Source organism: Salmonella sp. SAL04213 (genome assembly GCF_046550535.1).
GTDB lineage: Bacteria > Pseudomonadota > Gammaproteobacteria > Enterobacterales > Enterobacteriaceae > Salmonella > Salmonella enterica.
Genome location: NZ_JBGDXS010000001.1, coordinates 935042 through 950411, shown reverse-complemented (window position 1 = coordinate 950411; position 15370 = coordinate 935042). Strand labels below are relative to the sequence as shown.

Below are 15370 nucleotides of genomic sequence, written 5' to 3'. Positions count from 1 at the left end.
TCCGGTAGCAAAGGCTACCGGGCAAACTAGCGGTGCGTCACGCCTTCATAGAGAAGTCTGAGCGCAAACATCCCGATAATGGCGCCGATAACACGGCTGGCAATGCGCTGTATTCGTCCATAAGCGCGGCGGATTGCGGGGAGCGAAAAGGCCTGGCTGAGAAAAATACGCCAGATAACGGATGACAGCACAATTCCGGCCCAGGCCATTAACCTTGCCCATGTGGGCGTTTCTGCGCTAAGCGTTACGGAAAAAATACTGATAAAAAACAGTACGGTTTGCGGATTGGATAAATCGGTCATTAATCCCCGGCGAAAGAAAATCGTCCACGGGGCGGCAATCGGCGTCTGGAGCGTGCTCATTTGCGGCGTCGCCTGGTGGCGAATACTGTTCCAGGCGAACCATAATAAATAGGCGCCGCCGACAATTTTGATAAGAGAAAATACCGCTTCGCATTGCGTAATGAGCGTCGCCAGACCGAAAAGCCCCAGCCCGGAATAAAAGGCGTCTCCCGTGGCGACGCCCAGGCCGGTGATGACTCCCGCCCGGCGTCCTGATGCGAGGCTGGTTTGCACCACCACAAACAGATTCGCGCCGGGATTAAAAAAGGTTAACACAAACAGACTGACGGTAAGCACAACGGCATGAAACGGCTCCATAGACAACTCTTCTCTTAGCCTCAAGAAATAACCTTCATCTTATTAATAGTCAAACCAGATGATTGCGAGTGAGATCACAAAGCAGAGGCGTTTTAATCCGCGTTGTTACGCCGACAGAGCGGGGGCTGACTGGATTTTTCCAGCAATCTACACTACTTATTTAATCAGTCCGAACGGCCTTTTTGTTCTGATAAAGCGATGATGGCGTAATAATAAAACGAGGGTTTTGCTATGAAAACTGGCTACAAGGTTATGCTTGGCGCATTAGCGTTTGTCGTGACAAACGTTTATGCCGCAGAAATCATGAAAAAAACGGACTTTGATAAAGTCGCCTCCGAATACACGAAAATTGGCACGATTTCCACCACCGGGGAAATGTCGCCGCTGGACGCCAGAGAAGATTTAATCAAAAAGGCGGATGAAAAAGGGGCGGATGTGGTGGTGCTGACGTCCGGGCAGACAGAAAATAAAATTCATGGTACGGCTGATATTTATAAAAAGAAATAAAAGCGTTGCATCATAAAAATACCCGCCTGGGTTTCCGGCGGGTATATTTATTCCTGGCAACCGGCATCCGTTTTGCCGGATGACGGCCTGCAGTAAACGTAGCGCCATCAGGCATTCAGGACGCTGTCATTTGTCTTAATTATCCGACTGGTCTTTGGCACCAGCTTTTAAACGACGCCACAGAGTGGTGCGGCTAATCCCCAGATAACGCGCCGCGGCGCTCTTATCGCCCTTAAAGCGCGCCAGTACATCCTGTAACGTGTGCGCATCCACGGTTGAAGGCGTCAGCTCTGCTGTGTTCACCATAAGCTCAGGTAATAACTGCCGCATAAATTGCCTGTCCAGCGTTGGCGCGGGATCGACGCTTAAAAAAAGCGCCAGGCGCTCCATCATATTACGCAGTTCGCGAATATTACCGGGCCAGCGCCAGGCCAGCAAAAGCGGCTGACACTGTGTCAATCCATGACGTATCGATTCGGTAAACGGAATTTCCATCGCTGCCAGCGACTGTTTTAAAAAGCTTTCCGCCAGCGGCAAAATATCAGCCTGCCGCTCGCGCAAAGGAGGAAGCGTCAGGCGCAGAATACTCAGGCGATAAAAGAGATCGGGGCGAAAACGTCCTTGCATTATTTCCCGATCCAGATCGCAATGCGTGGCGCTGATCACCCGGACATCCACCGGGATCGGCTGGTGTCCGCCGACGCGAGTGACGGCTTTTTCCTCCAGTACGCGCAAAAGTCGGGTTTGTAAGGGCAAGGGCATTTCGCCGATTTCATCCAGAAACAGCGTGCCGCCGTGTGCGATTTCAAATAGCCCCGCCCGGCCTCCTCGTCGTGAACCGGTAAACGCACCCTCTTCATAACCAAACAGTTCCGCTTCCAGCAACGACTCGGTAATCGCGCCGCAATTGACGGCGACAAAGGGAGGGGATGGCTTATTCTGACGGTGAGGCTGGCGGTGAAAAAACGTCTGGTGAATCGCCTGCGCCGCCAGCTCTTTTCCGGTCCCTGTTTCCCCCTGAATCAGCACTGCCGCACGGGAGCGAGCATAGAGCGTAATCGTCTGGCGGAGCTGCTCCATTTGCGGCGACTGGCCGCGTATATCGCCCAGTTCATACCGGGTTTGTAATCCCTTGCCGGATGGGTAATCCACGCGCTGGCGCCGTGTCAGACGGGTCATATCCAGCGCATCATGGAAAGCCTGACGAACGGTCGCCGCGGAATAAATAAAGATGGCGGTCATTCCCGCTTCTTCCGCCAGATCGGTAATTAATCCCGCGCCGACGACGGCTTCAATACCGTTGGCCTTAAGTTCGTTAATTTGCCCGCGCGCGTCCTCTTCGGTGACATAGCTTCGCTGTTCAAGACGGAGGTGAAACGTTTTCTGAAAGGCAAGTAAAGCCGGAATGGTCTCCTGATAGGTCACGATACCGATAGACGAGGTGAGCTTTCCCGCTTTCGCCAGCGCCTGTAATACATCGAATCCGCTGGGCTTGATGAGGATCACCGGTATTGACAGGCGACTTTTTAAATAGGCCCCGTTCGAACCCGCCGCGATAATCGCGTCGCAGCGCTCGGTCGCCAGTTTTTTGCGAATGTAGGTCACCGCCTTTTCAAAGCCGAGTTGAATAGGCGTGATGGTCGCCAGATGATCGAATTCCAGGCTGATATCCCGAAACAGTTCGAACAGACGCGTTACGGAGACCGTCCAGATCACCGGTTTATCGCTATTATCGCGCGGAGCGCTGTGAGCAGTCGTCATCGCAGTAGGTTCATCTTTAAGGGGCGATTTTTTGTTTTAAACGTGTTTCATAAATGTTGCAATGAAACAGAGCGATTCGTTTCATGAAACGTTAGCTGACACGTTTTTCTTTTCCCTTAATCGCGCTTATTCATAACAGGAATGACTGTAATTACCTGTTTTTAAATCTCATTGTATTTAATTTTCTCGCAGCCTCTTTGCCTGGCATAGCCTTTGCTTTGGTGAATACATCTTGAGTAACAATTTACTAACATGAGGACGAGATATGTCTTTACATTCGCCGGGGCAGGCATTTCGCGCCGCGCTCGCTAAAGAGAATCCATTACAAATTGTCGGCGCTATTAATGCCAACCATGCTCTGTTGGCCCAACGGGCCGGGTATCAGGCTATCTATCTTTCTGGCGGCGGCGTAGCGGCGGGCTCGCTCGGACTGCCGGATCTGGGGATTTCTACGCTGGATGATGTGTTAACCGATATCCGGCGCATCACGGATGTTTGCCCGCTGCCGCTGTTGGTGGATGCGGATATTGGCTTTGGCTCCTCCGCCTTTAATGTCGCGCGGACGGTAAAATCCATAGCCAAAGCGGGCGCCGCCGCGCTGCATATTGAAGACCAGGTTGGCGCTAAGCGCTGTGGACACCGTCCAAACAAAGCGATCGTCTCGAAAGAGGAGATGGTAGACAGAATTCGGGCGGCAGTGGATGCGCGCACCGATCCGAACTTTGTGATCATGGCGCGTACCGATGCGCTGGCGGTGGAAGGGCTGGAGGCGGCTCTCGATCGCGCGCAGGCTTACGTGGACGCGGGGGCAGACATGCTGTTCCCGGAGGCGATCACCGAACTGTCGATGTACCGCCAGTTCGCCGACGTGGCGCAGGTGCCGATCCTCGCCAACATCACTGAGTTTGGCGCGACGCCGCTATTTACGACCGACGAGTTGCGCAGCGCACACGTGGCGATGGCGCTCTATCCGCTGTCGGCGTTTCGCGCCATGAACCGCGCCGCAGAAAAAGTCTATACCGTGCTGCGCCAGGAAGGGACGCAAAAGAACGTGATCGACATCATGCAGACCCGCAACGAGCTGTACGAAAGCATCAATTACTACCAGTTCGAAGAGAAGCTGGACGCGCTGTACAGGAATAAAAAATCGTAGCCTGTAGGCCTGATAAGGCGAAGCCGCCTTCAGGCAATGCCGGATGGCACTACGTTTAACCCGCCTACGGTACGGCCTACACGCCTCAATACCCTACACATTACAATAATGACGAGGACAATATGACAGACACGACGATCCTGCAAAACAACACGCATGTCATTAAGCCTAAAAAATCGGTCGCGCTTTCCGGCGTACCTGCCGGAAATACCGCTCTGTGTACCGTGGGAAAAAGCGGTAACGATCTGCACTATCGCGGTTACGACATTCTCGATCTGGCGGAGCACTGCGAATTTGAAGAAGTCGCGCATTTACTGATCCACGGAAAATTACCGACCCGCGACGAGCTGAACGCGTATAAAAGCAAATTAAAAGCGCTGCGCGGATTACCCGCCAATGTCCGTACCGTTCTGGAAGCGTTACCGGCGGCCTCGCACCCGATGGACGTGATGCGTACCGGCGTGTCCGCGCTGGGCTGCACCCTGCCGGAAAAAGAGGCACATACCGTCTCCGGCGCGCGCGATATTGCCGATAAGCTGTTGGCCTCGCTCAGCTCTATCCTTCTTTACTGGTATCACTACAGCCACAACGGCGAACGTATTCAGCCGGAAACCGACGATGATTCCATCGGCGGCCATTTCCTGCATCTGCTGCACGGTGAAAAGCCAACCCAAAGCTGGGAAAAGGCGATGCATATTTCGCTGGTGCTGTACGCCGAGCATGAGTTCAACGCCTCGACGTTTACCAGCCGGGTGATTGCCGGAACCGGCTCGGATGTCTACTCCGCGATTATCGGCGCGATTGGCGCGCTGCGCGGCCCGAAACACGGCGGGGCGAATGAGGTGTCGCTGGAAATTCAACAGCGTTATGAAACGCCGGACGAGGCAGAGGCGGATATCCGTAAACGCGTGGAAAACAAAGAGGTGGTGATTGGCTTTGGACATCCGGTTTACACCATCGCCGACCCGCGCCATCAGGTGATCAAACGGGTGGCGAAACAGCTTTCAGAAGAAGGCGGCTCGCTGAAGATGTACCACATCGCCGACCGTCTGGAAACGGTGATGTGGGAGACCAAAAAGATGTTCCCGAATCTCGACTGGTTTTCGGCGGTCTCCTACAACATGATGGGCGTCCCTACCGAAATGTTCACCCCGCTGTTTGTCATCGCCCGCGTTACCGGCTGGGCGGCGCACATTATTGAACAGCGTCAGGACAACAAAATTATTCGTCCCTCTGCCAACTATACCGGGCCGGAAGATCGTCCGTTTGTCTCGATAGACGATCGTTGCTAACTCACTCTTATTAAAAATAAAACGCAGGAAACGTACCCTATGTCTACCCAAGAACTGAACATCCGCCCAGACTTTGACCGTGAAATCGTTGATATCGTTGATTACGTTATGAATTACGAGATCACCTCAAAGGTGGCGTACGACACCGCGCATTATTGCCTGCTCGACACGCTCGGCTGTGGTCTGGAAGCGCTGGAATACCCGGCCTGTAAAAAATTGCTTGGGCCGATCGTACCAGGCACGGTGGTGCCCAACGGCGCACGCGTGCCGGGCACTCAGTTCCAGCTCGATCCGGTACAGGCAGCCTTTAACATTGGCGCGATGATCCGCTGGCTCGATTTTAACGATACCTGGCTTGCCGCCGAGTGGGGCCATCCTTCCGATAACCTCGGCGGTATTCTGGCGATTGCGGATTGGTTGTCACGCAACGCCGTCGCCGCCGGCAAAGCGCCGCTGACCATGAAACAGGTATTGAGCGGGATGATCAAAGCCCATGAAATTCAGGGCTGCATCGCGCTGGAAAACGCCTTCAACCGTGTCGGGCTTGACCATGTGCTGCTGGTGAAAGTGGCCTCGACTGCGGTGGTCGCTGAAATGCTGGGGCTGACGCGCGATGAGATCCTCAACGCGGTATCGCTGGCGTGGGTGGATGGGCAGTCGTTGCGCACTTATCGTCATGCGCCGAATACCGGTACGCGCAAATCCTGGGCGGCGGGCGATGCGACTTCGCGCGCGGTACGTCTGGCGCTGATGGCGAAAACCGGCGAGATGGGCTATCCCTCGGCGCTCACCGCCAAAACCTGGGGCTTCTACGACGTTTCATTCAAAGGTGAAACGTTCCGTTTCCAGCGTCCTTACGGCTCCTACGTGATGGAAAACGTGCTATTCAAAATTTCTTTCCCGGCAGAATTCCACTCGCAAACCGCCGTCGAAGCGGCGATGACGCTGTATAAGCAGATGCAGGCCGCGGGCAAAACGGCAGCGGATATCGAGAAAGTGACCATCCGTACCCACGAAGCCTGTCTTCGCATTATCGATAAAAAAGGCCCGCTCAATAACCCGGCGGACCGCGATCACTGTATCCAGTATATGGTCGCCGTGCCGCTGCTGTTCGGACGGTTAACCGCGGCGGATTATGAAGACGAGGTGGCGCAGGACAAGCGTATTGACGCCCTGCGCGAGAAAATCGTGTGTTATGAGGACCCGGCTTTTACCGCCGACTATCACGACCCGGAAAAACGTGCTATCGGCAATGCGATCACCGTGGAGTTTACTGATGGCTCACGCTTTGGCGAGGTTGTCGTGGAGTATCCGATTGGTCATGCGCGTCGCCGCGCCGACGGTATTCCGAAGCTTATCGAAAAATTTAAAATTAACCTGGCGCGTCAGTTCCCGACTCGCCAGCAGCAACGCATTCTGGATGTCTCCCTGGACAGAGCCCGCCTGGAGCAGATGCCGGTTAACGAATACCTCGATTTATATGTCATCTGAGCCAGCCAGCAGTAAGGCGTAAGTTCAACAGGAGAGCGTGATGTCTTTTAGCGAATTTTATCAGCGTTCCATTAACGAACCGGAGGCGTTCTGGGCCGAGCAGGCCCGGCGTATCGACTGGCGACAGCCGTTTACGCAGACGCTGGATCATAGCCGCCCACCGTTTGCCCGCTGGTTTTGCGGCGGCACCACTAACTTATGTCATAACGCCGTCGACCGCTGGCGGGATAAACAGCCGGAGGCGCTGGCGCTGATTGCCGTCTCATCAGAGACCGATGAAGAGCGCACATTTACCTTCAGCCAGTTGCATGATGAAGTCAACGCTGTGGCCGCTATGCTGCTGTCGCTGGGCGTGCAGCGTGGCGATCGCGTATTGGTCTATATGCCGATGATTGCCGAAGCGCAGATAACCCTGCTGGCCTGCGCGCGCATTGGCGCGATCCATTCGGTGGTCTTTGGCGGTTTTGCCTCGCACAGCGTGGCGGCGCGGATTGACGATGCCAGACCGGCGCTGATTGTGTCGGCGGATGCCGGAGCGCGGGGCGGTAAAATTCTGCCGTATAAAAAGCTGCTTGATGACGCTATTGCGCAGGCGCAGCATCAGCCGAAACACGTTCTGCTGGTGGACAGAGGGCTGGCGAAAATGGCGTGGGTGGATGGGCGCGATCTGGATTTTGCCACGTTGCGCCAGCAGCATCTCGGCGCGAGCGTGCCGGTGGCGTGGCTGGAATCCAATGAAACCTCGTGCATTCTTTACACCTCCGGCACTACCGGCAAACCGAAAGGCGTCCAGCGCGATGTCGGCGGTTATGCGGTGGCGCTGGCAACCTCGATGGACACCATTTTTGGCGGCAAGGCGGGCGGCGTATTCTTTTGCGCATCGGATATCGGCTGGGTCGTCGGCCACTCCTATATCGTTTACGCGCCGCTGCTGGCAGGCATGGCGACTATTGTTTACGAAGGACTGCCGACGTACCCGGACTGCGGGGTCTGGTGGAAAATTGTCGAGAAATACCAGGTTAACCGGATGTTTTCCGCCCCGACCGCGATTCGCGTGCTGAAAAAATTCCCGACGGCGCAAATCCGCAATCACGATCTCTCCTCGCTGGAGGCGCTTTATCTGGCCGGTGAGCCGCTGGACGAGCCGACGGCCAGTTGGGTGACGGAAACGCTGGGCGTACCGGTCATCGACAATTATTGGCAGACGGAGTCCGGCTGGCCGATCATGGCGCTGGCCCGCGCGCTGGACGACAGACCGTCGCGTCTGGGAAGTCCCGGCGTGCCGATGTACGGTTATAACGTCCAGCTACTCAATGAAGTCACCGGCGAGCCCTGCGGCATAAATGAAAAGGGAATGCTGGTGATTGAAGGGCCGCTGCCGCCGGGCTGTATTCAGACTATTTGGGGCGACGATGCGCGTTTTGTGAAGACTTACTGGTCGCTGTTTAACCGTCAGGTTTATGCCACCTTCGACTGGGGAATCCGCGACGCCGAGGGGTATTACTTTATTCTGGGCCGTACCGATGATGTGATTAATATTGCGGGTCATCGGCTGGGGACGCGAGAAATAGAAGAAAGTATCTCCAGCTACCCGAACGTAGCGGAAGTGGCGGTAGTGGGGATAAAAGACGCTCTGAAAGGGCAGGTAGCGGTGGCGTTTGTCATTCCGAAGCAGAGCGATACGCTGGCGGATCGCGAGGCGGCGCGCGATGAGGAAAACGCGATTATGGCGCTGGTGGACAACCAGATCGGTCACTTTGGTCGTCCGGCGCATGTCTGGTTTGTCTCGCAGCTCCCCAAAACGCGTTCCGGAAAGATGCTTCGCCGCACGATCCAGGCGATCTGCGAAGGCCGCGATCCGGGCGATCTGACAACCATTGACGATCCCGCGTCGTTGCAGCAAATTCGCCAGGCGATCGAGGAATAGCCGTAAGCCGGATAAGCCGCGTCCGGCAACGGGTTAGCGTCAGCGACTGAATAGTGGGGTAACGTCGGGAAAGGGCGGCAGCGCGCCGCCCTGTAACAGAATTAACGCAGAATATTTTTCTCAGCCAGATCCAGCGCGAAGTAGCTGAAAATCAAATCGGCGCCGGCGCGTTTAATCGAGCCCAGACTTTCCAGCACGACCTTTTCTTCATCGATGGCGCCAGCCATAGCAGCAAATTTAATCATGGCATATTCACCGCTCACCTGGTAAGCGCCAAGCGGCAACTCTGTGCGTTCGCGGATTTCACGCAGCACGTCCAGATACGCGCCGGCCGGTTTCACCATCAAGCAATCCGCGCCCTGGGCTTCGTCGAGCAGTGATTCGCGAATCGCTTCACGGCGGTTCATCGGATTCATTTGATACGTCTTGCGGTCGCCTTTTAACGCGGTACCCGCTGCTTCACGGAAGGGGCCGTAGAAAGAAGAGGCGAACTTAGTGGAGTAGGACATTATTGCCGTATCGGTAAAACCGGCGGCATCCAGCGCCTGGCGGATAGCCTGGACTTGTCCATCCATTGCCGCGGAGGGCGCAATAAAATCTGCTCCAGCCGCCGCCGCGACAACGGCCTGCTTGCCGAGGTTGGCCAGCGTCGCATCGTTATCCACACCGTGTTCGCACAACACGCCGCAGTGGCCGTGCGAGGTGTATTCGCAGAAGCAGGTGTCGGACATGACGATCATCTCCGGCACGGTTTGCTTACAGATGCGGGTCATTCTTGCCACCAGGCCGTCTTCTTTCCAGGTATCGCTGCCGGTGTCATCAGTATGGTGAGAAATGCCGAAGGTCATAACGGAACGAATGCCAGCATTTGCGATACGTTCAATCTCTCGCGCCAGCTGCTTTTCCGGGATACGCATTACGCCGGGCATGGCATCAATAGCTTTGTAATCGTCGAGTTCTTCTTCAACAAAGATCGGCAACACCAGGTCGTTCAGGCTAAGTGTTGTCTCTTCAAACATAGCGCGCAGCGCAGCGGATTTGCGCAGGCGGCGAGGGCGATGGATAAGGTCTGTCATGGTCTGCCTGATGTTTGTGGAATCGAAGGCCCAGTATACCTGAATCTGCAGGCAGATGTTTTACGAAAACGGTCCTTAACGTAGCAGGCGCAGCCCCGGCGGCGGCAGAACATGGCGCTTCTTTTATATACCGAAGATTAATACCTCAGGCACTATATCATTTTAAATAAGAATTAGTTTTACGTTGTTTTTAGTTTTATTTCATCGTCATTTAAGTAAATGTGGGTTTCAACATTATTCATGTTTATTTTGTTTTTCTTTAATCCATATTTATCTTATATGTGTTTTGTTTTTTTATTTTCTTGTAAGGCCATGAAAAAGAATGCTTTTCAATTATAAAATTTCCTTTTATTACGTCTTTTTAATTCATGTCCGAATCCGGACTGAGGATAAAGAATAATTGAACCTTTTAGCAATGACGCCGCATAATCCTTCTTGCTAAACATCTGTATGTTTTTATGCATTGATAATTGATGGATCAACTATATTACGTCCCTGAGGAGGGATGACAAATGCACTCCTGGAAAAAGAAACTTGTAGTCTCACAATTAGCATTGGCTTGCACTCTGGCAATCACTTCTCAGGCGAATGCTACTACATATGATACTTTTGGGTACCATGACGATGCAGCCACTGTTTTTGGCTGGGATAATACCAACGATCATGACTATCTAACTTATGGTGGTTATGTCTACAACACCCCAGCTAGTGATAGCGGCTATTTTGATACAAAATTTACTGGTGACACTGTAAATGGCGTCATTTCAACTTTTTATCTGAATCATGATTACGCCAATGATACTGCGAATACATTGGATGTTACCAACTCAACCATTCATGGTATGATTACTTCTTACCAGATTGGCTACGGTCAATATGTTTGGACTAACGGTAGTGATTATACGACCCATGATTGGGTTGATGATGATACTTTTAATCTAAACATTTCTAATTCTACAATCGATGATGACTTTGAGGCGTTTTACTTCACTGATACCTATCTCGATTCTGATGGAAAAACAGTCAAAACCGATTATGACAAATTGGTTACGGCTGGTTTAGGCACTGCTATAACCCTTGATGTTGAAAGTAATATTAATATTACTAACAATTCTCATGTGGCTGGTATTGCTCTTTACCAAAAAGATCTTGGCAATTCAACATATACAACCGAAGCACATCAGTGGGATAACACTATTAACGTAGCGAATTCAACTGTAACTTCAGGTTCTTGGTCCGAAGATGAAGAACAAGGCCATTTTGGCAATTCAAGTGAACCAAGCGATTATAATGGCAATGGTTGGAATAAAGATGATGTTGCTTTAGCTTTTGTTGACGATCCTTATTCAAATTACCGTATGGTAAACAACGTTACGTTTACCGACTCGCAGTTACTGGGGGATGTCGTCCTTCAGAGCTCCTGGAATTATAATTTCTATTCTGACGGCCGTTTAGTCGATGATTCCACTACCGTCTATACGAATGGTGGTTGGGCAGATGATGATCAAAACGTTGATCACCTGACATTGACCCTGAATAACACTAAATGGGTTGGTGCGGCGTTTAATGATTCACAGTCAATGGATCCAGTGCAATTCTATGATGTTGATGCCAATAGCTTAGATCCAGACTCGACTAATTATGATGCCTGGGGACGTGTTAATAGTGCTGCTTCCTTCCAGAGCGGTATCTTTGACGTCAGCTTGAATAATGGATCTGAGTGGGATACCACAAAAACATCTGTAATAGATACCTTAGCAGTAAATAGCGGCTCTCAGGTTGATGTTGCTAATGGCTCCAAGTTAACCGCTGATACCATTACTCTAAACGGTGGTTCAGCTATGAACATCGGGGAAGGTGGCTATGTTGATACTGATCACCTGACCGTTGATACTTTCAGTACAGTTACTTTGGCTGATGATGTCAGCAGTGCATGGAGTGATGATGCACTGTATGCTAATACTATTACCGTAACTCACGGTGGTATGTTAGATATTCAAACCAGCAATACAAACGCAGATAGCGTCATTGATACTGATACGTTAGAACTGACTAGCAGTAACGTTGCGGATAATAATGGCAATGTTTATGCTGGTGTGCTCAACATTCATAGCAATGACTATACCCTAAATGCCGATTTGGTGAACGACCGTACCTGGGATACTACTCAGGCTAACTACGGTTACGGCGTTGTTGCGATGAACTCTGACGGTCACCTGACTATCAATGGTAACGGCGATATCAACAATGGTGACGAGGCTGATGCAAGTAGCACCACTGACAACGTTGTAGCGGCCACTGGTAACTATAAAGTGCGCATCGACAACGCTACTGGTGCCGGTTCTGTTGCGGATTACAAAGGTAACGAGCTGATTTATGTCAATGACATAAACACCGACGCTACCTTCTCTGCAGCAAACAAAGCTGACCTGGGTGCTTACACCTATCAGGCTAAGCAGGAAGGCAACACTGTCGTGCTGGAACAGATGGAACTGACCGACTACGCTAACATGGCGCTGAGCATTCCTTCTGCGAACACCAATATCTGGAACCTGGAACAAGACACCGTTGGTACTCGTCTGACCAACGCTCGTCATGGCCTGGCGGATAACGGCGGCGCATGGGTAAGCTACTTCGGCGGTAACTTCAACGGCGACAACGGCACCATTAACTACGATCAGGATGTTAATGGCATCATGGTCGGTGTTGATACCAAAGTTGACGGTAACAACGCTAAGTGGATCGTTGGTGCGGCAGCAGGTTTCGCGAAAGGCGATCTGAGCGATCGTACCGGTCAGGTGGATCAGGACAGCCAGTCTGCCTACATCTACTCTTCCGCTCGTTTCGCAAACAACATCTTTGTTGACGGTAACTTGAGCTACTCTCACTTCAACAACGATTTGTCTGCTAACATGAGCGACGGTACTTACGTTGACGGCAACACCTCTTCTGACGCCTGGGGCTTCGGCTTGAAACTGGGTTATGATCTGAAGCTGGGTGATGCAGGCTACGTAACGCCTTACGGCAGCGTATCCGGTCTGTTCCAGTCTGGCGACGACTACCAGCTGAGCAACGACATGAAAGTTGACGGTCAGTCTTACGACAGCATGCGTTATGAACTCGGTGTAGATGCAGGTTATACCTTCACTTACAGCGAAGATCAGGCGTTGACCCCGTACTTCAAACTGGCTTACGTTTACGACGACTCCAACAACGATGCTGACGTAAACGGCGACTCTATCGACAACGGCGTAGAAGGTTCTGCGGTACGTGTTGGTCTGGGTACTCAGTTCAGCTTCACGAAGAACTTCAGCGCCTACACCGATGCTAACTACCTCGGCGGCGGTGATGTTGATCAAGACTGGTCTGCAAACGTTGGTGTTAAATATACCTGGTAATCATTTTCTCTCAGGAGAAATAAAGGTAATTTAAACTGAAAAATGCCCGTCAAGGACTTGACGGGCATTATTGCAAGGAATGCATATGTTATCTTTAAGCAAGCCACTACAGGAATTCTACAGACTCGATAAATGCCTTTCTAAGCATGGTACGCGTTTCGAGTTTGTTAACGATAAAGAGATTATCTGTTCACCTGATGAAAGTAATACCCATACCTTTGTTATTTTAGAGGGGGTTGTTTCGTTAGTTCGCGGTGATAAAGTTCTTATTGGTATTGTGCAGGCCCCCTTTATTTTCGGCTTAGCCGATGGTGTGGCGAAAAAAGAGGCACAATATAAATTAATTGCGGAGAGCGGTTGCATCGGTTATCGCCTCTCATCATCACAAACTCTCGCCATCATTGAGCAAAACCAACTGTGGCGTGAAGCCTTCTGTTGGATAGTATGGAAAAGCCAGGTACTGGAACTTCGTGACAAGCAGCTCATTGGTAATAATTCTTACGACCAAATTCGTGCGACGTTAATGACAATGATTGAGTGGGATGAAGAACTTCGCTCACGTATTGGTGTTATGAATTATATTCATCAACGAACGCGCGTATCGCGATCGGTGGTGGCGGAAGTTCTCGCGGCCCTGCGTAAGGGTAATTACATTGAAATGAATAAAGGCAAACTGATCAGTATTAACCGTTTGCCCTCCGAATATTAACAAGAATGTTGCGCCTCGTCTGATATAGCGCGAGGCGCGACGACTCAGGATGCAGGAATAGCAATCGGTTTATTGCCGCTTAGCTCAGTAACCAAATCGTTAATCCCGTCGCTCATATTGGTAAAACGAGTGAGGGGGGAACGGGTTACGACCACAAAAGCGCCAATATTATATTGCGGGATCATCGCCATATAGGTAATAAAACCGCCGCCGCCTCCTGTTTTCTGGATAATGCCAGGACGTCCGTCTTTTGGCGCCATATAGACCCAGCCCAGACCGAGCGCGTCGGCTTTACCCGGTACGTCCATCCCAATGATTTTCTTTAACTGTGTGCGCTGATAAATCAACGTTTGCATACGATCGGCCTGTTGGCTACGGTGATAGAAATCTGACGACAGATACTGTTGCATCCAGCGCATCATATCTCCTGGCGTAGAATAGACCCCGCCGCTGCCAATGGCAGCCAGCGTATTATTACAGGGGCTTGCGCCTTTTTCTGCCACCATCAGACGCTTACACTGATCGGGAGAAGGGGTAAACGTGGTGTCTTTCATTCCCAGCGGGCGAGTAATCTTTTCTTCAAACAGTTGCGTATAAGGTTTGCCGGAGGCGGTCGCCAGCGCGTCGGCTAACAGGTCGAACGCCAGATTGGAATAGGCCGCCTGTGAACCGGGCGCGACTTTTAACGTTGCTGTGGAGAGCCAGTTCCAGCGTTGTTCGCGGGTTGGCCAGACAAATACCGGACGATGCGCCGCGCCGCCGGGCTGTTCTCGCGGAAGCGCGCTGGTGTGGGTCGCTAAGTTGACCAACGTAATCGGCGTGCCTTGATACGTCGGGACATGCGCGCCGGGAGGCGCATATTTGCTGAGAGGATCGTTTAATTTTACCGTTCCCTGATCGAGCAATTTTACCAACATTTCACTGGTCATTAGCTTGGTGAGCGAAGCGATACGAATGACCGAATCAAGCTGTGGACGAACATTATTGCCCGGTCTGGTGTCACCGAAACTACGAAATACGCGTTGATTGCCGTCGATCACCACCAGCGCCATGCCCGTGGCGCCGCTACCATAAAAGATATGCTCGGCATAACGATCAACGATATCAGAGGCAAAAACCGGATCGGCAATCGGCTGAGCCGCCTGGACAGAAGTAAGGGATGCCGCAAACAGCATGGCAGTAAAAAGCAGACTACGTTTCAACGGTGATGTCCATAAGTGAAATAACGGTGGTTATGCGTATTTATACTACCCGGCGGCACATTGCAAAACGTTAAAGAGAAAAAAGTGGGTGAAAAAACGTAACGGCGGGTTTTCGTGATGGAGAATGTTTACTTTTGTGATAGAGCGCTTGTGATAACCTGATAGCGTCAGCGTGCCTGCTGTGTATGAAACTCG

General features: G+C 51.8%; 11 protein-coding genes. 7 read left to right on the top strand and 4 right to left on the bottom strand.

Features of this window, described 5'->3' with window-relative positions; all coding sequences use genetic code 11:
• Positions 1-26 precede the first annotated feature (26 nt).
• On the bottom strand, positions 27-659 hold the full coding sequence (locus ACLJPQ_RS04620; protein ID WP_023203395.1) for a LysE family transporter: 633 nt from the start codon (positions 657-659) through the stop codon (positions 27-29).
• 231 nt (positions 660-890) lie between these two features.
• Between ACLJPQ_RS04620 and yahO the strand changes: the two genes are divergently transcribed.
• A complete protein-coding gene (yahO, locus tag ACLJPQ_RS04615; protein ID WP_000848026.1) occupies positions 891-1166 on the top strand; it encodes a DUF1471 family periplasmic protein YahO in 276 nt (91 codons plus the stop codon).
• A gap of 135 nt (positions 1167-1301) precedes the next feature.
• Here yahO and prpR read toward each other — a convergent pair whose 3' ends face one another.
• Complete coding sequence (gene prpR, locus ACLJPQ_RS04610) at positions 1302-2927, bottom strand: propionate catabolism operon regulatory protein PrpR (RefSeq protein WP_080184611.1); 1626 nt, start codon at positions 2925-2927, stop codon at positions 1302-1304.
• A gap of 265 nt (positions 2928-3192) precedes the next feature.
• On the opposite strand from prpR, the gene prpB reads away from it, so the two are divergent.
• The 4 genes from prpB to prpE all read left to right on the top strand — a co-directional run bounded on the left by prpB (position 3193) and on the right by prpE (position 8790).
• Positions 3193-4080: a methylisocitrate lyase gene (prpB, locus tag ACLJPQ_RS04605; protein WP_000052221.1), complete on the top strand. Its 888-nt coding sequence runs from the start codon at positions 3193-3195 to the stop codon at positions 4078-4080.
• A gap of 122 nt (positions 4081-4202) precedes the next feature.
• The gene (gene prpC / locus ACLJPQ_RS04600; protein ID WP_000132746.1) at positions 4203-5372 is read left to right on the top strand and encodes a 2-methylcitrate synthase; all 1170 of its coding nucleotides are present in this window, start codon (positions 4203-4205) and stop codon (positions 5370-5372) included.
• A gap of 39 nt (positions 5373-5411) precedes the next feature.
• A complete protein-coding gene (locus ACLJPQ_RS04595; RefSeq protein ID WP_023206111.1) occupies positions 5412-6863 on the top strand; it encodes a bifunctional 2-methylcitrate dehydratase/aconitate hydratase in 1452 nt (483 codons plus the stop codon).
• Positions 6864-6903: 40 nt separating this feature from the next.
• Complete coding sequence (gene prpE, locus ACLJPQ_RS04590) at positions 6904-8790, top strand: propionate--CoA ligase (RefSeq protein WP_000010220.1); 1887 nt, start codon at positions 6904-6906, stop codon at positions 8788-8790.
• A gap of 101 nt (positions 8791-8891) precedes the next feature.
• Here the strand turns inward: prpE and hemB are convergent, their stop codons facing one another.
• On the bottom strand, positions 8892-9866 hold the full coding sequence (hemB, locus tag ACLJPQ_RS04585; protein WP_080184610.1) for a porphobilinogen synthase: 975 nt from the start codon (positions 9864-9866) through the stop codon (positions 8892-8894).
• 512 nt (positions 9867-10378) lie between these two features.
• Here hemB and ACLJPQ_RS04580 point away from each other — a divergent pair.
• Positions 10379-13264: an autotransporter outer membrane beta-barrel domain-containing protein gene (locus tag ACLJPQ_RS04580; RefSeq protein ID WP_080184609.1), complete on the top strand. Its 2886-nt coding sequence runs from the start codon at positions 10379-10381 to the stop codon at positions 13262-13264.
• An 85-nt stretch (positions 13265-13349) separates the two neighbouring features.
• A complete protein-coding gene (gene iprA, locus ACLJPQ_RS04575) occupies positions 13350-13973 on the top strand; it encodes a hydrogen peroxide resistance inhibitor IprA (RefSeq protein WP_000950242.1) in 624 nt (207 codons plus the stop codon).
• 44 nt (positions 13974-14017) lie between these two features.
• On the opposite strand, the gene ampH is transcribed toward iprA, so the two are convergent.
• On the bottom strand, positions 14018-15175 hold the full coding sequence (ampH, locus tag ACLJPQ_RS04570) for a D-alanyl-D-alanine-carboxypeptidase/endopeptidase AmpH (RefSeq protein ID WP_000830777.1): 1158 nt from the start codon (positions 15173-15175) through the stop codon (positions 14018-14020).
• Between the last annotated feature and the right edge of the window lie 195 nt (positions 15176-15370).